Raw genomic sequence first — 20,787 nt, forward strand, 5'->3', positions numbered from 1 at the left:
CGAAAACGCGCGAAAGGACGGGCAGGATGCGCGGGGCGACACATTGGGCACGGTTTTTCCGGCACCGTTGCTTGCATGCAACACGAACGTAACATGCCTGCAGTGCAGCAAAAAGGCCGCCCCCTGCCGGGGACGGCCCTTCTGAACGCCGAACTGTCCAGACGGATCAGTAGCGGTAATGGTCCGGCTTGAACGGGCCTTCGACCGGCACGCCGATGTACGAAGCCTGCTTCTCGCTCAGCTTCGACAGGTGCACGCCCAGCTTCTCGAGGTGAAGCGCGGCGACCTTCTCGTCGAGGTGCTTCGGCAGGACGTAGACTTCGTTCTTGTAGTTCTCGCCCTTGGTCCAGAGCTCGATCTGCGCCAGCGTCTGGTTGGTGAAGCTGGCCGACATCACGAAGCTCGGGTGGCCGGTGGCGCAGCCAAGGTTCACCAAGCGGCCCTTGGCGAGGACGATGATCTGCTTGCCGTCCGGGAACTCGACCAGGTCGGTGCCCGGCTTCACTTCGGTCCACTTGTAGTTCGACAGCGCCGAGATCTGGATCTCGCTGTCGAAGTGGCCGATGTTGCAGACGATCGACATCGGCTTCATCGCCTTCATGTGATCGGCGGTGATCACGTCGGCGTTACCCGTGGCGGTCACGAAGATGTCGGCGCGCTTGACGGCCTCGTCCATGGTGACGACCTCGAAGCCTTCCATCGCCGCCTGCAGCGCGCAGATCGGATCGATCTCGGTCACGAGCACGCGGGCGCCGCCGTTGCGCAGCGACTGGGCCGAGCCCTTGCCCACGTCACCGAAGCCGGCAACCGCGGCAACCTTGCCGGCGAGCATCACGTCGGTGGCGCGACGGATCGCGTCGACCAGCGATTCCTTGCAGCCATAGAGATTGTCGAACTTCGACTTGGTGACGCTGTCGTTGACGTTGATCGCCGGGAACGGCAGCTCGCCCTTCTTGGCGATCTCGTACAGGCGGTGCACGCCGGTGGTGGTCTCTTCCGAAACGCCCTTCAGGTTCTGCACGGTCTTGGTGAGGTAGCCCGGATACTTGGCGATGAACGCCTTCAGCGCGCGCTGGAATTCGACTTCCTCGTCGTTCTCCGGCTCGCCCAGCGTCGCGCCGGCTTCGAGCTTGGCGCCCCACAGCGCGAACATGGTCGCGTCGCCGCCGTCGTCGAGGATGATGTTGGCGGTGGTGCCGTCACCATCGGCGCCCCAGTTGAAGATGTCGCCGACATAGTCCCAATAGTCGGCCAGGCTCTCGCCCTTCACCGCGAACACCGGAACGCCGGTCGCGGCGATGGCGGCAGCGGCGTGGTCCTGCGTCGAGAAGATGTTGCAGGTCGCCCAGCGGACCTGCGCGCCGAGCGCGGTCAGCGTCTCGATCAGCACGGCGGTCTGGATCGTCATGTGCAGCGAACCGGTGATGCGCGCGCCCTTGAGCGGCTGCGATGCGCCGAATTCCTTGCGGAGCGCCATCAGGCCGGGCATCTCGGTCTCGGCGATGTTGATTTCGGCGCGGCCGAAATCGGCGAGGGCGATGTCCTTGATGACATAGTCGTTGGTAGCCACGGGCTGCTTCTCCAGTTGCAGGCAAATGCTGGCGCACCGGGAATCCTCCCGGCCGCATGGGTGCGCCCCTACCCGCTTCGGGTCAGGCGCGCAATGTTAATATAAAGATATCTTTATATGCCGTTCGGGCGAATTCAAGCGGTACCCGTGCTATTTGCCAGCAGCCGCGGATCGATGCCCGCGCCGACAAAGCCTTCGGCCCAGCGCTCGTACACGTCGGTATCGTAGAGCAGCGCGAGATCGGCGGGCGTGTTGAACCAGCCATGGCGGGTCAGTTCGGTCTCCAGCTGCCCCTCGCCCCAGCCGGCATAGCCGAGCGCCACCAGCCAGCGGCTCGGCCCCTTCCCCCCGGCGATCGCGCGCAGCACGTCGATCGTGCCGGAGAGCTGCCAGCGGCCGGCGACGTCGATCGTGTCCTGCCCGCTCCAGTCCGCCGTATGGAGCACGAAGCCGCGACGCGGCTCGACCGGCCCGCCGAAATGCACCGGCACGTCCGGCACCTCGCCCGGATCGATCTCGAACTGTTCGAGCAGGTCGTGCAGCCCCAGCCCCTCGATCGTCGCGCCGATGCCGATGCCCAGCGCACCCTCGGTATCATGGGCGCACATCGCGATCACCGCGCGCTCGAAGCGCGGGTCGCCGATGCCGGGCATGGCCAGCAGGAACTGGCCGGTAAGGGAAGGCGTCGAATCCATGCTATCCACCATATCGTTCGCCCTCCCTACGGGCCACGCTTGAATTTGTTGCGCGGGATGCGATGGAGGCGGCGCGGCCGTGCGGCCGCAGGATTCGTACAAATTCGTACAAGGAGAGAGCAGCATGACGATCCAGACCGGAGATCGCATCCCCGACGCCACGCTCGTCAAGGTAACCGCCGACGGGCCGGACCAGGTGAGCGCGCCCAGCTATTTCGCCGGCCGCAAGGTCGCGCTGTTCTCGGTACCCGGCGCCTTCACCCCCACCTGCTCGGCCAAGCACCTGCCGGGCTTCGTCGAGAAGGCGGACGAGATCAAGGCCAAGGGCGTCGACGAGATCGCCTGCACCGCGGTCAACGACTTCTTCGTGATGAAGGCCTGGGGCGAGGCCAATGGCGTGGCCGACAAGGTGACGATGCTCGCCGACGGCAACGGCGCGTTCGCCGAGGCGCTGGGCCTGACGCTGGACGGCACCGGCTTCGGCCTGGGCAAGCGCGGCCAGCGCTTCGCGATGATCGTCAATGACGGCGTCGTCGAGCAGCTGTTCGTCGAAGCGCCCGGCGCGTTTGAAGTCAGCTCGGCGGAATATGTGCTGAGCAAGCTTTGATCGGCCCCTCCTCCTCCCCGCAGCCGCAGGGAGGAGGGATTGCGCGGCGGTCCGCTTGACGAGGACCGCCCCGCCCCGCACTACCCGCGCCCATGTCCATTCTATCCGACCGCTGGATTCGCGAGCAGGCGCTCAACCACAATATGATCGAGCCCTTCGTCGAGAGCCAGCGGCGCGAGGGCTGCATCAGCTACGGCCTGTCCTCCTACGGCTATGACGCGCGCGTGGCGGACGAATTCAAGATCTTCACCAATGTCGACAGCGCGGTGGTCGACCCGAAGAATTTCGACGCGAACAGCTTCGTCGACCGCAAGACCGATGTCTGCGTGATCCCGCCCAACAGCTTCGCCCTCGCCCGGACCGTGGAGTATTTCCGAGTGCCGCGCGACGTGCTGGTGATCTGCCTCGGCAAGTCGACCTATGCACGTTGCGGCATCATCGTGAACGTCACGCCTCTGGAGCCCGAATGGGAAGGCCATGTGACGCTGGAGTTTTCCAACACCACGCCGCTCCCGGCCAAGATCTACGCCAATGAGGGCGCGTGCCAGTTCCTGTTCCTCAAGGGCGAGCAGCCCTGCGAGACGAGCTATGCCGACCGTGCGGGCAAATATATGGGCCAGCGCGGGGTGACCCTGCCGCGGATTTGAACTGAACGGTCAAAGATAGGTGTTTCCTCCCTCGGCGAAGCCGGGGGAGGGGGACCGCCGCCGAAGGCGGTGGTGGAGGGGGTTTGCGGCGAAATCCGGGCATTCCCCCTCCACCACTCGGCTGCGCCGAGTGGTCACCCTCCCCCCCTTTCGCGGGGGAGGAAACACTGAAGCTCAGGCCTTCTGCAGGTGGCGCCGCCCCAGCAGCTCGGCGATCTGCACCGCGTTCAGTGCCGCGCCCTTGCGAAGATTGTCCGACACGCACCACAGCGACAGGCCGTTCTCGACGGTCGAATCCTCGCGCACGCGGCTGATATAGGTGGCATATTCGCCGACGCTCTCGATCGGGGTGACATAGCCGCCATTCTCGCGCTTATCGACGAGCATGATGCCCGGCGCCTCGCGCAGGATGTTCTGCGCCTCCTCGGCCGAGATCTCGTCCTCGAACTCGATGTTGATCGCCTCGGAGTGGCCGACGAACACCGGTACGCGCACGCAAGTTGCGGTCACCTTGATCTTGGGATCAAGGATCTTCTTGGTCTCGACGACCATCTTCCACTCTTCCTTGGTCGAGCCGTCGTCGAGGAAGCTGTCGATGTGCGGGATCACGTTGAAGGCAATCTGCTTGGTGAACTTGGCCGGCTCCACCTGGTCGCCGACGAAGATCGCGCGGCTCTGGTTGAACAACTCGTCCATGCCCGCCTTGCCCGCGCCCGAGACCGACTGGTAGGTCGCGACCACCACGCGCTTGATCTTGGCGGCATCGTGCAGCGGCTTGAGCGCCACCACCATCTGCGCGGTCGAGCAGTTGGGGTTGGCGATGATGTTGCGCGCCTTGTAGCTGTCGATCGCCTCGGGGTTCACCTCGGGCACGATCAGCGGCACGTCCGGGTCCATGCGGTAGAGCGAGGCATTGTCGATCACGGTGCAGCCGGCGGCGGCGAACTTCGGCGCGTACTTGGCGCTGCCTTCGGAGCCGATCGCGAACAGCGCCATGTCCCAGCCGGTGGGATCGAAATGCTCGATATTCTGGACCTTGTACTGTTTGCCGGTCTCGCCATAGTCGACCATGTCGCCGGTCGAGCGCGACGACGCCAGTACGGCGAGATCGTCGATCGGGAATTCCCGCTCGGCCAGGATGTTGAGCATTTCGCGACCGACATTGCCGGTGGCGCCTGCGACGACGACACGGTAACCCATTTGTACCTCTTTCTTGCCCGCGCCGACACCTGCGGCGTGGAGGCTCTTTAGTGGGGATGGAGGGTGGAATGCACCAGCATTCCGCTGCTTCGCTGCATAAAGCGCAGCTATCGCGTCCGGATTACGGGCGCGGCGTAATTCGCGTGGATTTGGCGCGTTTTCGAAGCATCGGGAGCTCCGCTAGCAGAAACATGCTTGCGTGGCGAGCCCCTATTTGCGCAATTTCATGCCGCGGCCAATGTCCCCTCCGGCGCCACCGCGCGGGCGCGCCGGAAGGGCTGCCACCGGACATAAGCGAGCGAGCGCCACGCCCATTCCATCGGCCCCATCGCAAATGCCCGCAGCCAGAGATTGGCGAGCACCACCTCGAACACCAGCACCGCCAGTGCCACCCCGTACAGCCCGCTCCAGCTGAGCTTGCCGAACAGCCCCGGCCCCCAGGGCGCGAACAGGATGTAGATGGCGAGGAACTGCTGGAGGAAATAGAGCGAGAAGGCCGTTCGCCCCGCGGCCTTGAACAGCGCGAGCACCGCCTGCCCCACCGCGCTGCGCACCGCGAGGTTGACCAGCGCGACATGGCCGATCGATACCAGGATCCGCGCCGGCTCCTGGGTGATCCAGGCGGTGTGGACGATCGGCACCGGCGACAGCATCTCGTGCGCCCCGATCGCCCGAGCGATCATGCCGGGCACGTAGCAGCACAGCATCAGGATCGCATAGAAGCGCGTGCTGCGCCCGCCCTGCACCACCTGCCATTTCCACAGCGCGATGCCGATCAGCATCATGCAAAAGGCCTCGGCGATGGACAGGCCCAGTTCGGGCAGCATGAACTCGAAATAGAAGCCGATATTCATCGCGGCGTAGGCGAGGAAGCCGCCGGCATGGCCCTTCTTCTCCATCTCGCGGATCTTCTTGCCCATCTCGCCGCCGGTCGCGCGGCGGTCGAGCAGCTTCTGCCAGTCCTTCTGCTTGGCCTGCTCGTCCTTGGTCAGCGGCTGGTGCGCGGCGACCTTCTTCTCGATCACCGGCGCGGCGGCGACGAGGGCGGCGCGCTCGACATAGATCGGCACGCCGGTCACGACCATGCCCAGCGCGAACAGCGATCCGAGCGCCAGCAGCACCCGTGGCCCCAGCAGGCGGAACGGGAAGAGGAACAGGGCGGCAAGCGCATAAATGTGGAGGATGTCGCCGGTCCACAGGAAGATGAAGATGTCGAGCAGCCCGAAGCCGAGCAGCCACAAATTGCGCCGCCAATACAGATCGGCGATCGCCACCGGTCCGTCCGGCCGCATCGCCCGCGCGGCGAGCACCATCAGGCCGCAGCCGAACAGGATCTCCAGCACGCCGCGCTGCGTGCCTTCCAGCGCGACATCGACGAAGGCCCAACTCCATTGGTCCAGCGGGGACCATCCGATGATCTGCGGGTGGTTGAGCATCACCAACGCCGTCTGACCTTCGAACGGTATGTTCATGAAAAATATGCCGAGGATGGCGAGTCCGCGCAAGATGTCGAGTATGTCGATCCGCGCCTTGCCCTGTACCGGCGCAAGTTGCGCCACCCCCTCCAATGTCATGGCTCGCCCCCGTCGTAAGACGAAGGCGAGCCTATAGTGTAGTCAATAGTGCGTCGAGTCGAAAGAATCGGACGTTAGAAGCTTGCCCACTCTTCGACTTCGGCACCGGTCTGGCGCACGGTGTTGACGCTGGTGGCATGCGCCTTGTTCGAAGCGACCGGCAGCGCATGAACCTTGGAGCGGACCGGCTTGCGGTGGCTGCGATCGCCGGCGTTGAAGCGCGAGGCCTGCTCGGTCAGCGCATTCACTTCCGAGCTCAGGTTGCGCGCGGCGGCCGACGTCTGTTCCACCATCGCCGCGTTCTGCTGGGTGGTCTGGTCGATGCTGTTGACCGCCGTCGCCACCTGGGTGACCGCCGTGGCCTGGACCTGATTGTCCTGGGCCATGGTCTCGAGCAGCGAGTGGACTTCGTTGACGTCGCCGACGATCGCGCCGAGCGCGCTGTCGACGCGGCGGACCATGTCGACCGCGGCGTTGATGTCGGTCTGCGTCGCGGTCAGCTGGTCGCGGGCGCGGCCCGCTTCCTCTTCGGCGCGCATCGCCAGGGCGGAGACGAGGTCCGCGACGACCGCGAAGCCGCGGCCTGCTTCCCCTGCCCGGCCTGCTTCCACCGCCGCGTTCATCGCGAGAACCCGGGTCTGGAAGGCGATCTTGTCGAGACCCTCGATGACGTTGTCGATACCCTTGGCGCTCTCCGACACGCGGCTCATCGCCTGCATCGCCTCGTCCGCCACGGTGCGGCCGGAATCGACCACGCCGATGGCACCGGTGGCGCGCTCGACGGTCTTGGTCGAAGCGGCGGCGGTCGCCTTGATGCGCTGGTCCATCTCGTGGACCGCGGCCGAGGTTTCCTCGAGGCTGGCGGCCGCGCCTTCGGTGCGGCGGGCGAGATCCTCGCTGGCCTGGGCGATTTCGGCCGAGCCGGTGGAGATCGTCTCAGCGCTCTCGATCACCGCGGTGATCAGTTCGCGCAGCGACGTGACCGCGGCGTTGAAGTTCTGCTTCAGCCCTTCATATTCGGGGTCGAAGCGCGTCTCGATGGAGGCGGTCAGATCGCCACTGGCGAGCTTGCCCAGGCGATCCTCGAGCGTCTCGACGACCACCTGCTGCGCGGCATCGGCGCGCTTCTTGGCATCCGCCAGTTCTTCCTGACGCAGCGCGGCTTCCTTGAAGACGAGCACCGACTTGGCCATGCCGCCAACTTCGTCGCCCCGCTCGGTGCCGGGCACGTCGACATGGTTGTTGCCGCCGGCCAGAGCCCGCATCGTGTCCTGCAGGCCGGTCAGCGGCGCAGCGATCTGCGAGCGCGTGACAAAGATGGCGACGCCCATGCTGCCGGCAACTGCGGCCAGCGCGATGCCGACCAGCGTCAAGCCCGCCGTGGCGACGCTGGCGGACAGAGCGTCCGACTCCTTTTTCGCCTCAGCAACCCGTCCGTCATTGAACGACTTGATCTTCGCCGTGAAAGCGGCCGCGGCCTCGTCTGCCTTGGCAAGCTGCGCCTTCGCTTCGGCATCATTGTTGGCGAGCCCCTGTTCAAGCGCCGGCGCCAAGACTTTTTGGAGGTCATCAAGGCTGGCCCGGACGGGCGCCACGTTAATGGCGCCCTTCTCGGTGGCTTCGACCTCGTTCAAATAATCGCTGGCCTGCTTGTACGCCGCCGCTTCGTCGACTGCGGCCTTTTTCGCCTCCGTGGACGAGCCTTCGTAGACGAGCGTCTTGTACGCCGCGTACATCATCGTCTGGCTCAAGCGGTTGACCCGGATCAGCTTAGCCGTGTCTGGATGCACAACGTCGGTAAGCTGCGAATAGTCGGCATCGATCGACGCCATGACCCTGCTGCCGTACCAAGCGACACCCACGGTAACAATGCCAAGAAGGCCTAGCATCGCCATGATCTTGAACTGGATTTTGAGATTGGCCAGGAATTGCACGCTCAGTTCCTCCTAGGCGCAGCCCGGAGGCGCGCAGATCTCCCACCTGCGCATTATAGAAGACGGGGCGTGCCGCACTGCCGCGACACGCCCCCGGATTTTTACGTATCCTGTTGTATTCTTGGGTCGTTACTTGGTCAACGTGCGATCAAGGAAGTTCAGGATAGTATTCCACAAATGTTCGCTGATCCCGGGGCCGCCCACCCGGTGGGTCTGCCCGGGATAGAGCATCATCTCGAACGGCACCTTTTGCTGCTGGAGCGCGGCGTACATTGCGGTGCCGTTCTCCAGTACGACATTATCGTCCGACATGCCGTGGATCATCAGCAGCGGATCGGCGATCTTCGCCGCGTCGCCCAGCGTGCTCGACGCCTTGTATGCGTCCGGCACCTGGCGCGGATCGCCCATGTAGCGCTCGGTATAATGGGTGTCGTACAGTTCCCACTTCGTCACCGGCGCGCCGGAGACGCCCGCCGCGAAGGTGCCGGGCGCCGCCTCCAGCATCTTCAGCGTCATATAGCCGCCGTACGACCAGCCATAGGTGGCGATGCGCCTGGGATCGACGAAGGGCAGCGACTTCAGATAGGCCGCGCCGGCCAGCTGGTCCTGCACTTCCACGCTGCCCATCGCGTGCGAGATTGCGCTTTCGAACGCGACGCCGCGATTGGCCGAGCCGCGATTGTCGATCTGGAACCAGATATAGCCGTGCTGGACCAGATATTGCTGGAGCGCCCCACCCCAGGCGCGGCTGACCGTCTGCACATGCGGGCCGCCATAATGCTGAAAGAACACCGGGTAGCGCTTGCCGGGCTCCAGCTTCGGCGTGATCATCTCCCAGTGCAGCTCGGTGCCGTCGGGTCCCTTGACGGTGCCGAAGGTCCGCTCGCGATGCGCTGCCAGGTAGGGGTGATAGGGGTGGCCGGCATCGCCGACCGCGTTTTCCTGCACCCAGGCGATCCGCTTGCCGTCGGCATCGGCGAGATAGACCTGGCGCGGCTGATCCGGGCTGGAACGGCTGACGATCGCGCGGGTGCCGCTGGCGTCCATGCTCGCGGCGTTCCACCAGCCGCGCTCGGTCAGCCGGGTGATCGCGGCGGGCTTGCGATAGTCGATCCAGTAGAGGTGGCGTTCGAGCGGATCGTCCTTGTTGCCCTGGAAGTAGAGGCGACCGTGCTTCTGGTCGACGCTGATGCCTTCGGGCGCCACTTCCCACGGGCCCTTGGTCAGCTGGGTGAACTTGCCCGCCTGCCAGCGATAGATGTGGCCGTGTCCATCGCGCTCCGACCACCAGATCAGGCCGCCGTCGTCGAGCGGCTTGAAGCCGTAGCTGAGGTTGATCCAGCTCTTCGGGGCCGCCTTCTCGCTGAACAGCACGCGCGACGTGCCGGTGGCGGGATCCACCGCGAGCAGGTCGAGCTGGGTTTGCGCGCGGTTCTCGCGCTGGACGTAGAGGGTCTTGCCGTCGGGGGCCCAGTCGACGCGGGCGAGATAAATGTCGGTGTCGGGCCCGAGATCGACCTTCACCCGCTTCCGCCCCTGCGGATCGAGCACGTACAGCTCGACCAGCGCGTTGGCCGTGCCCGCCTTGGGGTAGCGCTGCTGGACGATGCTTGTCCCCTCGGCCCCGATCGCGGCGCGGGTGACGATGCCCACCGGCGCCTCGTCGAAGCGCTCGACTGCGACATAGGCGTCGTTCGGCGCCCACCAATAGCCCTCGCTGCGCGCCATTTCTTCCTGCGCGACGAACTCGGCCTCGCCCCAATGCACCGTGCCGGCGCCGTCCTGCGTGACGCGGGTGGCCTTGCCACTGGTCAGGTCCATGACAACAAGGTTCTGGCCCTGCACATAGCTGGCGAAATTGCCCGCCGGGCTGAGCGCCGCGTTGAGCTTCGGCCCGGCAGCGGCGGGCAGCTTGTCGACCTCGCCGCTCAGCCGCGCGCGGTAAAGCTCGCCCTCCAGCGGCACCAGGATCGACTTGCCGTCGGGCGCCCAGTCATAACGGACGATACCCTTGGTGCCGCCGATGCGGGCGCGCTCGCGCTGCATCTTCTCGGCTTCGGACAGCTCCGCACCCGAGCCGAGCTTCTTGGAATCGACCAGCATCCGCCACTGGCCGTTGGCGGTATCGAGCGCCCAGAGATCGTAGCGCTCGCGATCGTCGTCGCGGTTGCGCAGCAGCGTGAGGTAGGTGCCGTCCGGCGACAGCTGGACCGCGCGCGGCGCCGGGCCGTCGAGCGCAGGGCTCCCGAAAATTCGTTGCAACGTCAGCGGCTGCACGGTCTGTGCCTGCGCGGCGGCATCAGCCATGCTTACTCCCATCGCGATCGCCGCACCGGCAACGCCCAGCATCCATTTGCGCATCCAACACTCCATCCCGGCATCCAATGGCCGGTAGCGGCTGGTTTATCGGCCCCGACCGACGCGTAAAGAGGCAGCGCACGCGAGGCGACAAGCATCGCCCTCCGTGGGCGAACGATCGCGCACTTCCGCAAAGTCAGAAGCAAGTTGTTTAGAATGCTTACGAAAGGCAAGGTCTAATCAAACACCTTCAATTTCCGGAATGAATATACTCGACGTGAGACAAGATTATGGTAAAGTCTGAACCACACAAGTTGCCGGGAACACGGCAGCCGCGGTGGAGCCGCGAAGCGGGACGCGCTCGATCGATCAGGAGAAGTACCGCATGTCGGTGGACCGTCTTGGCAGGATAGGTTCGGGTGTTCCGGTAGAGTGCGCCACGCGTTTGCTAGAGCAGAACTGGCCGCGTTCGACGCTTCTTACACCCGCCGATATCGGATTGGGCGGCCGGGAAACGGCCGTGGCCGAATTTCTCGGCATGGTCGAATCGCTCAGCGACGCCGGATTCCTCGCCTATGAGGCGCTGGTATTCAACAGCGAAGGCCCGATGCTGGTCGATGCCACCCTTACCGCCCGCGGACGCGCGATGCTGGCAAGCGAGGCGAACCGGGCGAACTGAAAGCGCTCCGGATCTCTGCCGCCGATCAGTGGATGCTGGGCTGCGCGCGGTCCATGCGATTGGCAAGTGCCTGCAGCAACGCGATGTCCGCGTTCCCGAAATGGCGCTCGTCGCGGTCGAGCACTGCCAGCGCTCCGACACGGCGACCGTCACGCCACAAGGGCACCGACAACTGGCTGCGATAGCCGAGCGCCAGGGCCTCGAGCGGGTCGGACAGTCGCCGGGCGGAGTCCGCCGCCTCGATGCCGTCGGCCGCCGCGAGGACAGCGCGCGATCCGGTATGCAGCACCGCAACTTCGCCGCGCAGCAACACCACCGCGGCCCGCACGATCCGGCTTTCCTCGGGCATCATGTCCCCCGCGGCACACTGGCCGAACCGCTCCAGTCCCAACGCTCCAACGCCCCAAGCCGACATGACTACACCCTGATGAAAACGGTTGTATCGTAAGCGACTCGCGCAGTTCCGGGCAGTACGGAGTTTTACCACCGGCACATCTACCGGTTGGCGCGGTGCCGGATGTTCCAGAACGAGACGAATGAAGAAGTTATCAACTGGTAAATTCGTTTCGGATGCAATCCACGTCTAGGCAGAATTTGCCTAGTCGCGTAAATGCTGCGTCACAGCACGACTCCGGGATCGGAAAAAACCGATTCGGCGTACGTGCGCATAGGAATGTTGCGGAGCCGGCCAAGGGTCGATGGCGTGGTTCTGATAAATGCAGTTTTGCGCAGAAGCTCGGTGGGTCGCGATGGATCCTCGGGATGCACAAAGGCATTCGAACCATGTTGCTGAGGAGGGCGTGATGTCGATGAGCGGGGAAAATCGTGAGGTGCTGGGCGCCCTCGATTCGCGCTGCATTGTCGCGATCGCCGATGCGCTGCAGCGCAGCTGGCCGGGCAGTGCCACGCTCACCCCGACGGCGCTCGACCTCGGCGCCTCGCTGGATCGCCATCACGCCTTCGTCGCCGCTGTGCAGGGCCTCTGCGATCGCGGCCTGCTCGCCTATGAGGCGCTGCTGATCGGTATCACCGGACCCGAAGTGCGCGATGCCGCGCTCACCGCGCGCGGGCGGGCGCTCCTCCAGAATGACGGTTTCCGCGCCGCCGCCTGAACGGCGCCATTCATCGCCACACCGGATGCGCCGTGACGGATACCGTTCGCGGCGCTTTTGTTATGTCGCACTGCGCCAAGCCAGCGGCAGGCTGCACGTCCTGCCAGACACGAAAAAGGCGCGCGAACCGCGAGGTCCGCACGCCTTTCGCGTTCTGGGAAGACCAGCCTTATTCGGCGGCCTGCGCCTCGGTGCGGGTGTCGCGGCGCTCGGCGATACGCGCCGACTTACCGGTACGACCACGCAGATAGTAGAGCTTCGCACGACGCACGACACCGCGACGCACGACATCGATCGAATCGATGTTCGGCGAATAGAGCGGAAACACGCGCTCCACGCCTTCACCGAACGAGATCTTGCGGACGGTGAAGTTCGAACCCATGCCCTTGTTGGCGCGCGCGATGCACACGCCTTCGAAGTTCTGCACGCGGGTACGCTCGCCTTCGACGACCTTCACACCGATGCGGACGGTGTCGCCCGGGCGGAATTCCGGAATCTTCTTGGCTTCGTTGAACTTGGCAATCTGCTCGGCTTCGAGCGTCTGGATGAGGTTCATCTCAGTCAGTCCCATGTTTTCGCCGCGCGCCAGAGGGAGACTGGACCCGAACGCCCTCATGGCGTTCCCAAAGGTCTGGCCTCCTTAGCCGTGTATCGGTCTCCGCCATGGCGCGACGCCAGGCTTCGATCCTCGCATGATCCCCCGATCGCAGCACTTCGGGGATCGTGCGCCCTTCCCATTCGACAGGTCGGGTATATTGCGGATATTCGAGCAGCCCCGTTTCGAAGCTCTCGTCCATGCCGCTGGAAGCCGCGCCCATTACGCCGGGAACGAGCCGAATGCAAGCATCGAGCAGCGTCAGCGCCGCCATTTCTCCACCGGAAAGGATGTAGTCCCCGATCGATACTTCCTCGATGTCGCGCGCCGCAAAGATGCGCTCGTCGAATCCCTCGAAGCGGCCGCACAGCACGATGGCACCGGGACCTGCCGCGAGCGCCCGCACGCGATCCTGCGTCAGCGTTCGGCCGCGCGGGGTCATGGCGAGAAGCGGGCGCCCGTCGCGAGGGACACTGTCGATTGCCGCCGCCAGCACATCGGCGCGCAGCACCATCCCCGCCCCGCCCCCGGCGGGCGTATCGTCGACCGAGCGATGCTTGTCGGTGGCGAAGTCGCGGATCTGCACCGTATCGAGGGACCACAGCCCCTCGCGCAGGCCCCGACCCGCCAGAGAGATGCCGAGCGGTCCGGGGAACATCTCTGGGTAGAGCGTCAAAACGGTTGCAGCAAAGGTCACAGCGTCCAGTTCTCGAGCTTGAGGTCGGGGATGTCGGCGAAATCCCGTTCATTGTTGGTGATCAGCGTAAGGCCCGCCGCAAGCGCCTGCGCTGCGATCAACCGGTCGAGCCGGGCACGGCGAAATGGCAACCGGGCATAGGCCTCGGCGGCGGCGGCGTCGAACGGCATCACTGGGACATCGCGCAAAAAGGCTTGCAGCGCCGCTTCGCCCCGCGCGTCGCGAACACCCAGCCGAACCTCCGCATAGCTGATCGCCGAGACCGCAAGGCTACCTCTGGCTTGCGCGCGGACGCGCACGTTCAGCCGCTCCACCGAGCCTTGGAGCAGATAGATACAAATGTTGCTGTCGAGCAGAAACAGCGGGTCAATCATCGCGCCGAAGCTTGCCCAGGTTCCAGTCGAGTTCACGCTCCTCCAGCTCTCGATCTTCGTTCGCGATGAGCTTCAGATGCGGAAGTGCGCCGATCCAGTCACCGCCGATCTTTTCCTCGCCGTCCACCGGCTCCACGGAAAAGCCGCGGCGTTCCTCGCGCAGCACCACTTCCGCGCCTTCCTTCAGGCCCAGTGCCTTGGGCAGGCGCAGCGCCAGCGAATTACCCGACTTGAAGATCCTGGCGCGATATTCCTCGCCCATGTATCGCCTCCGTATATACACCCTGTATATACGGAGGCCGGCAAAGCGCAATGCGATCAGAACCAGGCCTCGACCCGCAGCCCCGGCACGGCGCGGAAATCGCGACCATTATGGGTGACCAGCGTTGCATCGAGCGCGAGGGCATGGGCCGCGATCAGCCGATCATGCCGCCCCCGAGCGGCGCGGGCCGTGGAAAAGGCGCGCGCGGCCGACGAGTCGAACGGCAGTACGGGTAGCCGATGAAGCAGCGCCTCGAGCGCCGCGGTCCACCCTGTTCCATCCATCAGTTCGGCATGGCTGATCGCCGAGATCGCGATCGCACCCTCTGCCGCCGCCGCAATCCGCCGGGCGACCGGGGCACCGCCCCCGCGCAGCAGACGGATGCAGACACAGGTGTCGAGCAGGTAATCGGGCGCGGCCATGTCGTGCCCTAGCATTGCGACGGGGAACCTGTCGCGCCCCCACGCGCTGGCGCGCGATGGACGATTGCATCATCATCGGCGGTGGGCCCGCGGGCCTCACCGCGGCCATCTATCTCAGCCGCTACCATCTGAAGATCCGCCTGTTCGACTGCGGATCGAGCCGCGCTGCGCTGATCCCCTGCACCCATAACCATGCCGGCTATCCGGAGGGGATTTCCGGTCTCGACCTGCTTGCGGCGATGCGCGCGCAGGCGGAGAAATATGGTACCGTGCGAGAGGCTGCGAAGGTGATGGGCCTGCGCGCCATCGAAGGCGGGTTCGCCGCGCGGATCGGCGAGCGCGAGGTGCGTGCGCGATCGGTGCTGCTGGCGACGGGCGTGGTCAACCATCGACCGCCGATGCCAGACGCGTTGCATGATATCGCACTGGCAAAAGGGCAGATCCGCTACTGCCCCGTGTGCGACGGATACGAGGTCACCGACAGGCGCGTCGCGGTCTACGGCACGGGCGAGCACGGCGCACGCGAGGCGCTGTTCGTCCGCAGCTTCACCCAGGACGTGACGCTGATCGCCCCCGATCGCCACGATCTGCCACCGGAGCAGATCGAGCAGCTGGAGGACGCTGGCGTGGCGCGCGTGGAGGGTCCGGCCGCCGACTGGGCGCTGGAGGACGACCAGATCTTGCTCACGGTGCCGAGCGGCCAGCTCCGCTTCGACAGCCTCTATCCCGCGCTCGGTTCGCACATCCGCTCGGAACTGGCTGTCGAGGCCGGCGCGCGTGCCGACGACAGCGGCTGCCTGGAAGTGGACGATCACCAGCGGACGTCGCTCCCGGGCCTGTTCGCCGCAGGAGACGTCGCCAAGGGTCTGGACCAGATCAGCCATGCGATGGGCGAAGCCGGTGTCGCCGCGACGACGATCCGCAACATGTTGAACGCCGAAACGCCGCTCTGGCGCTAAGGCATAAGGCCGCCCAGCCGTTCCTCCGCGATAAACCAGACGGGGAGCACCGCGATCATCGTAGCACCTGCCACCATCAGCGTGACGACGAGCAGAACCCCCGTCCACGGATCGTCGGCCACGGCAGGACCGCCCGAATACAGCCAAAAACAGGCTCCGGCCAGAATCGAGGGGATGGCAAGCGTCGCGATCAGGCGACCGGTATAGCGGCAGGCGAGCAGCTTGCCTGCGCCTGTCCAGCAAAGGAAGGCCAGGAAGCCTAGAACCGCCCATCCGCCAAGCAATATCATGCGGGCGGCATAGCAGAAGGACAGGTCAGCTTTCCAGGAAAGCGTTCGCGACGACGAGCTTTTCAGCATCCCAGCTCGGCACCGCCTCGGGCCGCATCGGCACCATGAAGCGCTTGCCGTCGGGCCGCTCGATCTCGATCACGTCGCCCGCGCCATAATCGTCGATCGCGACGACGCGGCCGATCGGCGCCCCGCCCTCGCCCAGCACGGGGAGGTCGAGCAGGTCGATATGGTAATATTCGCCCTCGCCCAGCGGCGGGAGGGCGGAACGCGGCACCGTCAGTTCGGTGCCGCGCAGTGCCTCGGCGGCATTGCGGTCGACCACTTCGGCGAAGCGGGCGATCACGCCATTGGATCCCCCGCGCACCGACTTGAGCGTCAGCGTGCCGCCGTTGAAGCTTTTGTGCGCTGCCAGATCCTCGGCGAACACCTTCAGCCGCACCTCGCCCGCTACGGCGTGCGCGCCGATAACGACGGCGAGCGTCACCGGGCGATCGCCGCGGTTCGAGGGAGCGGAAGGTTCTGCCATGACGGGATGCAGCGACGCACGAGCCATCCCTCCCGCACCAGCGCGCGGGAGGGATGTTCAAGCTCAGGCCTCGGCGGTCTCTTCGGCCGGGGCGGCAGCGGCTTCGGCAGCTGCCTTGGCCTTCTCGGCACGCTCCTCGGCGCGCTCCTTGGCCTTTTCGCCCGGAACCGCCTTGTTCGGGTTGTTGCGAGCCGCACGCTCCTTGACACCCATGGCGTCGAGGAAGCGGGCAACGCGGTCGGTCGGCTGCGCACCGACGCTCAGCCAATACTTGGCGCGCTCGTCGTCCAGCTTCACGCGCTCGGGCGAATCCTTGGCGAGCAGCGGGTTGTAGGTGCCGATCTTCTCGATGAACTTGCCGTCACGCGGTGCACGGCCGTCGGCAACGACGATCCGGTAATAGGGGCGCTTCTTGGAGCCGCCGCGCGACAGACGCATGGAGAGAGCCATTCTACTTCACTTCCTTCTAAAGATACGATTGATAGAGTTTGGGTTGAATTACTTCTTCTTCAGCAAATTCTCGAAGCCCGGCGGCAGCTTGGCGCCGCCCGGCAGACCCGGCAGGCCCGCGCCCACCTTGTCCATCATGTCGCCCATCTCGGCGCCGCCCAGGGCATTGCCGATGCCGCCCATGCCGCCGCCCGGGCCGCCCTTGGCGAGCATGCCCATCATGCCCTTCAGGCCGCCCATCTTCTTCAGGCGCTTCATCGCGGTCTGCATCTCCTGATGCATCTTGATGAGCTTGTTGACGTCCTGCACGGTCAGGCCGCTGCCCTTGGCGATGCGGATCTTGCGCTTGGCGTTGAGCAGTTCGGGCTTGGCGCGCTCCTTGGGCGTCATCGAACCGATGATCGCGTCCATGCGGATCAGCACCTTGTCGCCGCCCACCTGGTCGACCGCGGCCTGCGCCTTCTTCATGCCGGGGATCATCCCCGCCAGCGCGCCGATGCCGCCCATCTTGCGCATCTGCGCCAGCTGCGAGCGCAGGTCGTTCATGTCGAACTGGCCCTTGGCGAGCCGGTTCGCCATCCGCTCGGCGTCTTCCTGGTCGATCGCGGCCGCGGCCTTTTCGACGAGGCTGACGACGTCGCCCATGCCCAGGATGCGGCCGGCGACGCGCTTCGGGTGGAAGGGTTCGATCTGGTCGAGCTTTTCGCCCATGCCGGCGAACTTGATCGGCTGGCCGGTGACGGCGCGCATCGACAGCGCCGCACCACCGCGCGCATCGCCGTCCATACGGGTGAGGATCACGCCGGTCAGCGGCACCTGCGCCGAGAAGTTGCTGGCGACGTTCACCGCGTCCTGGCCGGTGAGCGAGTCGACGACGAGCAGGATTTCCTGGGGCTTCGAGATGTCGGCCACCGCCTTCATCTCGTCCATCAGCGCCTGGTCGACGTGGAGACGGCCGGCGGTGTCGAGCATCACCACGTCGAAGCCCTGGAGCTTCGCCGACTGGAGCGCACGGCGGGCGATCTCGACCGGCTGCTGGCCGGTGACGATCGGCAGCGTCGCCACCTCAGTCTGCGTGCCGAGCACGGCGAGCTGTTCCTGCGCAGCCGGGCGATTGACGTCCAGCGACGCCATCATCACCTTCTTGCCCTGCTTCTTGAGCAGCTTGGCAAGCTTGGCGGTGGTGGTGGTCTTGCCCGAGCCCTGCAGACCGACGAGCATCACGACGGCCGGCGGCGTGACGTCGATCGCCAGCTCCGCCGTGTCCGCGCCGAGCATGTCGACCAGCGCGTCATGGACGATCTTGACGACCTGCTGGCCCGGCGTGACCGACCGCAGCACCTGCTGGCCGACGGCCTGCTCGGTTACCTTGTCGACGAACTCGCGGGCGACGGGCAGCGCGACGTCCGCTTCCAGCAGCGCCACGCGCACTTCGCGCATTGCGGTCCGGACATCGGCCTCGCTGAGCGCGCCACGTCCGCGCAGGCGCTCGAAGACGCCGCCCAGCCGATCGCTCAAACTCTCGAACATGATGCCCAGGTCACTCCAAATTCAGCCTCTGTTCCGCCAAACGCAAAACACGCCGGCGGACGAAACCTCGTCGGCCGGCGTCACCCCTTGGGGTGGCATATGTCTCGCGTCCACGGAGGAACGGTGGGTCCCCTTAGCCGCGGCGGCGGCGGAAAGCAACCTCTACGGGTTTAACCCGATCTACACGCCTTGCATGGGAAAACACCGCCTCGTTAGTACGAGGGGCGTAGTGCGTCGATGACGCGGCAGCAGCATCAGAACCGGGAGAACGCGCGGACGGATCGCACCGCGGCGCTCTTCAATGCGCTGGGCGTGGTCTCCGCGCTGCTTGCGCTCGCGATCGGTGCGGGGCTGGCGTTCGATTACATGGAGCAGATGGCGCCGGCCGCCTGGCTGCTTGCCGCGCAGGCCGTGAACCTGGTCCTCATTCTCCTCTGCGGCCGCCGCCTCCTCGCGCATTCCGCGCGGCGCAACGTGGGCGAGCGCGCGCAGAGCGTCGCCAGCCGGGATCTGCTGACCGGCTTCCTCCAGCGCACCAGCCTCACCGAGGAGGGCGCCGAGATGTTCGCTCGGGCGCATCGCCGCAACCAGGCAGTGGCGATGCTCGTGCTCGACCTCGATCGGTTCAAGGCGATCAACGACCTGCACGGCCACGCCATCGGCGACGCGCTGATTTGCAAGGTCGCGCGGGAAGTCGCCCATGCATTGCCGCAGATGGCCTTGGCCGGACGGCTTGGCGTCGACGAATTCGCCTGCGCCTTCGCCTTCGATCCGCGCGAACCGGCAACCGTCGAGCGAATCGCCGAGCGGATCGTCACCCGCCTCGCCCAGCCGTTCGAGGTGAACGGGCTTGCGCTGCACATCAGCTGCTCGCTCGGGATCGCCCGATCCGACTTCGACTGCCCGAGCAGCGATGCGCTGCTGCGCACCGCCGACATCGCGATGCATCAGGCGCAAAAGGCCGGAAAGAACCGCTTCGCCTGGTTCGATCCGGCGATGGAGCGGGCGCTGCAGGTGCGCAGCGCACTCGAAAGCGGGTTGCGCGTCGCGATCCCGCGCGAGGAGATCACCCCCTATTTCGAGCAGCAGGTCGATCTCGCGAGCGGCCGGCTGCACGGCTTCGAGGTACTGGCCCGCTGGGAGCATCCGACGCACGGCATGATCCCGCCCGACCGGTTCATTCCGGTAGCCGAGGACACGGGTCTGATCGGGGACCTGTCGCTGTCGATCATGCGGCAGGCCTTCCATGCTGCGCGCGACTGGGATCCGGGGCTAAGCCTGTCGGTCAACATCTCGCCGGTGCAGCTGCGCGACGCCTGGCTGGCGCAGAAGATCATCAAGGTCCTTACCGAAACCGGCTTCCCCGCCCACCGCCTCGAAGTGGAGATCACCGAAAGCGCGCTGTTCGACAATCTCGCGCTCGCCCAGTCGATCGTCGGCAGCCTCAAGAACCAGGGCGTGCGGCTGGCGCTCGACGATTTCGGCACCGGCTATTCGTCGCTCGCCCATCTTCGCGCGCTGCCGTTCGATCGGATCAAGATCGACAAGAGCTTCATCCTCTCGCTCAACCAGAACGCGGACTCCGCGGCGATCGTCCATACCATCCTGCGGCTGGGCGAGAGCCTCAACCTGCCGATCACCGCCGAGGGCGTGGAAGACGCGGCGATCGAGGAGCGACTGCGCGCGATCGGCTGCGCCAAGGCGCAGGGCTGGCTATACGGCAAGCCGCTGTCGATCGCGGGTGCACGCCGCCTCCTCGCCGAACGGCGGCTGATCCTCCAGCCCGGCCCGCGGCTTGAGGGCGGCGATGCTACCAGCCAGCTCCAGGCTGGCTGAGATAGTCGAGCTCCTCGGAGGTGGAGATGCGCCCCAGTGCTTCGTTCCGCGCGGGGAAGCGGCCGAAGCGGCGGAAGACCTCGGCATGCTCCAGGGCATAGGCCAGCAGTTCGTCGTCTTCGAGTGCCGCGAAGCAGCGCAGGCTGAGCGCCTGAAGCTCGGCATCCTCGGCATGCTCGAACGGCATGTAGAGGAACTGGCGCTGCTCCTTGGTCAGCCGCCGGTCCCAGCTACGCTTCACGGCCAGCCTGGCCAGATGCTGCGCCAGCGCATCGCCGGCAAATGCTTCGGCCTGCCCGCGATAGATGTTGCGCGAGAACTGGTCGAGCAGGATGACGGCCGCGAGCAGCGTTTCGGGATCCTCGTCCCAGCCCGCCGCGTCGCTCGCCAGCACGCGATCGCGCAGGTTTCCGAACAGGTCGGCGATCTCGCGATCGAGCCCCGCGGACTTCAGGAACCATTGTTCGGGCAGCAGCGCGTCGAACCAGAAGGCCAGCACTTGGCCCGCCCGGTGTTGGACTTCTGCG

Annotated in this window: 23 protein-coding genes; 6 read left to right on the forward strand and 17 right to left on the reverse strand. The window is 65.7% G+C overall.

Annotation, left to right across the window (positions count from 1 at the left end; all coding sequences use genetic code 11):
- Window positions 1-166: 166 nt before the first annotated feature.
- Complete coding sequence (gene ahcY, locus BM009_RS00965; protein ID WP_093292855.1) at window positions 167-1,585, reverse strand: adenosylhomocysteinase; 1,419 nt, start codon at window positions 1,583-1,585, stop codon at window positions 167-169.
- A 119-nt stretch (window positions 1,586-1,704) separates the two neighbouring features.
- Window positions 1,705-2,277 carry a YqgE/AlgH family protein gene (locus tag BM009_RS00970; protein WP_254772094.1) on the reverse strand — a complete coding sequence of 191 codons (573 nt, stop codon included), beginning with the start codon at window positions 2,275-2,277 and terminating at the stop codon, window positions 1,705-1,707.
- A 112-nt stretch (window positions 2,278-2,389) separates the two neighbouring features.
- Between BM009_RS00970 and BM009_RS00975 the strand changes: the two genes are divergently transcribed.
- Window positions 2,390-2,872, forward strand: a complete 483-nt coding sequence (locus BM009_RS00975; RefSeq protein WP_093292857.1) for a peroxiredoxin — start codon at window positions 2,390-2,392, stop codon at window positions 2,870-2,872.
- Between the two features lie 92 nt (window positions 2,873-2,964).
- Window positions 2,965-3,519 carry a dCTP deaminase gene (gene dcd / locus BM009_RS00980; RefSeq protein ID WP_093292859.1) on the forward strand — a complete coding sequence of 185 codons (555 nt, stop codon included), beginning with the start codon at window positions 2,965-2,967 and terminating at the stop codon, window positions 3,517-3,519.
- Window positions 3,520-3,693: 174 nt separating this feature from the next.
- On the opposite strand, the gene BM009_RS00985 is transcribed toward dcd, so the two are convergent.
- From BM009_RS00985 to BM009_RS01000, 4 genes are all read right to left on the reverse strand, one after another.
- Window positions 3,694-4,719, reverse strand: a complete 1,026-nt coding sequence (locus BM009_RS00985; protein ID WP_093292861.1) for an aspartate-semialdehyde dehydrogenase — start codon at window positions 4,717-4,719, stop codon at window positions 3,694-3,696.
- 224 nt (window positions 4,720-4,943) lie between these two features.
- On the reverse strand, window positions 4,944-6,293 hold the full coding sequence (locus tag BM009_RS00990; protein WP_093292863.1) for a DUF418 domain-containing protein: 1,350 nt from the start codon (window positions 6,291-6,293) through the stop codon (window positions 4,944-4,946).
- A gap of 74 nt (window positions 6,294-6,367) precedes the next feature.
- Window positions 6,368-8,227: a methyl-accepting chemotaxis protein gene (locus BM009_RS00995; protein WP_254772095.1), complete on the reverse strand. Its 1,860-nt coding sequence runs from the start codon at window positions 8,225-8,227 to the stop codon at window positions 6,368-6,370.
- Window positions 8,228-8,356: 129 nt separating this feature from the next.
- On the reverse strand, window positions 8,357-10,534 hold the full coding sequence (locus BM009_RS01000; protein ID WP_254772159.1) for a S9 family peptidase: 2,178 nt from the start codon (window positions 10,532-10,534) through the stop codon (window positions 8,357-8,359).
- Between the two features lie 376 nt (window positions 10,535-10,910).
- On the opposite strand from BM009_RS01000, the gene BM009_RS01005 reads away from it, so the two are divergent.
- On the forward strand, window positions 10,911-11,204 hold the full coding sequence (locus BM009_RS01005) for a hypothetical protein (protein WP_093294538.1): 294 nt from the start codon (window positions 10,911-10,913) through the stop codon (window positions 11,202-11,204).
- A 25-nt stretch (window positions 11,205-11,229) separates the two neighbouring features.
- On the opposite strand, the gene BM009_RS01010 is transcribed toward BM009_RS01005, so the two are convergent.
- Window positions 11,230-11,619 carry a GAF domain-containing protein gene (locus BM009_RS01010; protein WP_254772096.1) on the reverse strand — a complete coding sequence of 130 codons (390 nt, stop codon included), beginning with the start codon at window positions 11,617-11,619 and terminating at the stop codon, window positions 11,230-11,232.
- A gap of 388 nt (window positions 11,620-12,007) precedes the next feature.
- On the opposite strand from BM009_RS01010, the gene BM009_RS01015 reads away from it, so the two are divergent.
- Window positions 12,008-12,316, forward strand: coding sequence for a hypothetical protein (locus BM009_RS01015; RefSeq protein WP_254772097.1), 309 nt, complete (start codon window positions 12,008-12,010; stop codon window positions 12,314-12,316).
- A 169-nt stretch (window positions 12,317-12,485) separates the two neighbouring features.
- On the opposite strand, the gene rplS is transcribed toward BM009_RS01015, so the two are convergent.
- The 5 genes from rplS to BM009_RS01040 are packed head-to-tail and all read right to left on the reverse strand — an operon-like array spanning window position 12,486 to window position 14,666.
- Complete coding sequence (rplS, locus tag BM009_RS01020) at window positions 12,486-12,872, reverse strand: 50S ribosomal protein L19 (RefSeq protein WP_093292873.1); 387 nt, start codon at window positions 12,870-12,872, stop codon at window positions 12,486-12,488.
- A 1-nt stretch (window position 12,873) separates the two neighbouring features.
- Window positions 12,874-13,608, reverse strand: coding sequence for a tRNA (guanosine(37)-N1)-methyltransferase TrmD (trmD, locus tag BM009_RS01025; protein ID WP_093292875.1), 735 nt, complete (start codon window positions 13,606-13,608; stop codon window positions 12,874-12,876).
- On the reverse strand, window positions 13,605-13,982 hold the full coding sequence (locus BM009_RS01030; RefSeq protein ID WP_093292877.1) for a type II toxin-antitoxin system VapC family toxin: 378 nt from the start codon (window positions 13,980-13,982) through the stop codon (window positions 13,605-13,607). Before BM009_RS01030 ends, trmD begins: the two co-directional genes overlap by 4 nt.
- Window positions 13,975-14,244 (reverse strand): AbrB/MazE/SpoVT family DNA-binding domain-containing protein, encoded by a 270-nt coding sequence (locus BM009_RS01035; protein ID WP_093292879.1) that lies wholly within the window; start codon window positions 14,242-14,244, stop codon window positions 13,975-13,977. The genes BM009_RS01030 and BM009_RS01035 overlap by 8 nt, the downstream gene beginning before the upstream one ends.
- A gap of 56 nt (window positions 14,245-14,300) precedes the next feature.
- Entirely contained in the window at window positions 14,301-14,666 is a 366-nt protein-coding gene (locus tag BM009_RS01040; protein WP_093292881.1) for a PIN domain-containing protein, read from the reverse strand.
- Between the two features lie 56 nt (window positions 14,667-14,722).
- Between BM009_RS01040 and BM009_RS01045 the strand changes: the two genes are divergently transcribed.
- Entirely contained in the window at window positions 14,723-15,625 is a 903-nt protein-coding gene (locus BM009_RS01045) for an NAD(P)/FAD-dependent oxidoreductase (RefSeq protein ID WP_093292883.1), read from the forward strand.
- Here BM009_RS01045 and BM009_RS01050 read toward each other — a convergent pair.
- From BM009_RS01050 to ffh, 4 genes are all read right to left on the reverse strand, one after another.
- On the reverse strand, window positions 15,622-15,984 hold the full coding sequence (locus BM009_RS01050; protein WP_175487836.1) for a hypothetical protein: 363 nt from the start codon (window positions 15,982-15,984) through the stop codon (window positions 15,622-15,624). The genes BM009_RS01045 and BM009_RS01050 overlap by 4 nt on opposite strands.
- On the reverse strand, window positions 15,941-16,444 hold the full coding sequence (gene rimM, locus BM009_RS01055; RefSeq protein ID WP_093294540.1) for a ribosome maturation factor RimM: 504 nt from the start codon (window positions 16,442-16,444) through the stop codon (window positions 15,941-15,943). The genes BM009_RS01050 and rimM overlap by 44 nt, the downstream gene beginning before the upstream one ends.
- Window positions 16,445-16,507: 63 nt before the next feature.
- Window positions 16,508-16,894, reverse strand: a complete 387-nt coding sequence (gene rpsP / locus BM009_RS01060; protein ID WP_175487846.1) for a 30S ribosomal protein S16 — start codon at window positions 16,892-16,894, stop codon at window positions 16,508-16,510.
- A 48-nt stretch (window positions 16,895-16,942) separates the two neighbouring features.
- Entirely contained in the window at window positions 16,943-18,424 is a 1,482-nt protein-coding gene (ffh, locus tag BM009_RS01065) for a signal recognition particle protein (protein WP_093292889.1), read from the reverse strand.
- A gap of 237 nt (window positions 18,425-18,661) precedes the next feature.
- Here ffh and BM009_RS01070 point away from each other — a divergent pair, with 237 nt between their 5' ends.
- The gene (locus BM009_RS01070; RefSeq protein WP_093292891.1) at window positions 18,662-20,260 is read left to right on the forward strand and encodes a putative bifunctional diguanylate cyclase/phosphodiesterase; all 1,599 of its coding nucleotides are present in this window, start codon (window positions 18,662-18,664) and stop codon (window positions 20,258-20,260) included.
- Here the strand turns inward: BM009_RS01070 and BM009_RS01075 are convergent.
- Entirely contained in the window at window positions 20,235-20,759 is a 525-nt protein-coding gene (locus BM009_RS01075) for a DUF924 family protein (protein ID WP_254772098.1), read from the reverse strand. The two genes, BM009_RS01070 and BM009_RS01075, sit on opposite strands and share 26 nt — an antisense overlap.
- Between the last annotated feature and the right edge of the window lie 28 nt (window positions 20,760-20,787).

The organism is Sphingomonas sp. NFR04, assembly GCF_900114095.1.
In the GTDB taxonomy this organism is placed as follows: Bacteria; Pseudomonadota; Alphaproteobacteria; order Sphingomonadales; family Sphingomonadaceae; genus Sphingomonas.

Excerpts from the sequence above, each read along its gene's own strand:
- BM009_RS00990 (WP_093292863.1), bottom strand. The coding sequence starts at position 6,293 with ATGACATTGGAGGGGGTGGCGCAACTTGCGCCGGTACAGGGCAAGGCG.
- BM009_RS01070 (WP_093292891.1), top strand. The coding sequence starts at position 18,662 with ATGACGCGGCAGCAGCATCAGAACCGGGAGAACGCGCGGACGGATCGC.
- BM009_RS01030 (WP_093292877.1), bottom strand. The coding sequence starts at position 13,982 with ATGATTGACCCGCTGTTTCTGCTCGACAGCAACATTTGTATCTATCTG.
- rpsP (WP_175487846.1), bottom strand. The coding sequence starts at position 16,894 with ATGGCTCTCTCCATGCGTCTGTCGCGCGGCGGCTCCAAGAAGCGCCCC.
- BM009_RS01050 (WP_175487836.1), bottom strand. The coding sequence starts at position 15,984 with ATGCTGAAAAGCTCGTCGTCGCGAACGCTTTCCTGGAAAGCTGACCTG.
- BM009_RS00985 (WP_093292861.1), bottom strand. The coding sequence starts at position 4,719 with ATGGGTTACCGTGTCGTCGTCGCAGGCGCCACCGGCAATGTCGGTCGC.
- BM009_RS01035 (WP_093292879.1), bottom strand. The coding sequence starts at position 14,244 with ATGGGCGAGGAATATCGCGCCAGGATCTTCAAGTCGGGTAATTCGCTG.
- dcd (WP_093292859.1), top strand. The coding sequence starts at position 2,965 with ATGTCCATTCTATCCGACCGCTGGATTCGCGAGCAGGCGCTCAACCAC.
- BM009_RS01015 (WP_254772097.1), top strand. The coding sequence starts at position 12,008 with ATGTCGATGAGCGGGGAAAATCGTGAGGTGCTGGGCGCCCTCGATTCG.
- BM009_RS01040 (WP_093292881.1), bottom strand. The coding sequence starts at position 14,666 with ATGGCCGCGCCCGATTACCTGCTCGACACCTGTGTCTGCATCCGTCTG.
- BM009_RS01010 (WP_254772096.1), bottom strand. The coding sequence starts at position 11,619 with ATGTCGGCTTGGGGCGTTGGAGCGTTGGGACTGGAGCGGTTCGGCCAG.
- BM009_RS00975 (WP_093292857.1), top strand. The coding sequence starts at position 2,390 with ATGACGATCCAGACCGGAGATCGCATCCCCGACGCCACGCTCGTCAAG.
- BM009_RS01045 (WP_093292883.1), top strand. The coding sequence starts at position 14,723 with ATGGACGATTGCATCATCATCGGCGGTGGGCCCGCGGGCCTCACCGCG.
- rimM (WP_093294540.1), bottom strand. The coding sequence starts at position 16,444 with ATGGCAGAACCTTCCGCTCCCTCGAACCGCGGCGATCGCCCGGTGACG.
- BM009_RS00970 (WP_254772094.1), bottom strand. The coding sequence starts at position 2,277 with ATGGTGGATAGCATGGATTCGACGCCTTCCCTTACCGGCCAGTTCCTG.
- BM009_RS01000 (WP_254772159.1), bottom strand. The coding sequence starts at position 10,534 with ATGGCTGATGCCGCCGCGCAGGCACAGACCGTGCAGCCGCTGACGTTG.
- ffh (WP_093292889.1), bottom strand. The coding sequence starts at position 18,424 with ATGTTCGAGAGTTTGAGCGATCGGCTGGGCGGCGTCTTCGAGCGCCTG.
- rplS (WP_093292873.1), bottom strand. The coding sequence starts at position 12,872 with ATGAACCTCATCCAGACGCTCGAAGCCGAGCAGATTGCCAAGTTCAAC.
- BM009_RS01005 (WP_093294538.1), top strand. The coding sequence starts at position 10,911 with ATGTCGGTGGACCGTCTTGGCAGGATAGGTTCGGGTGTTCCGGTAGAG.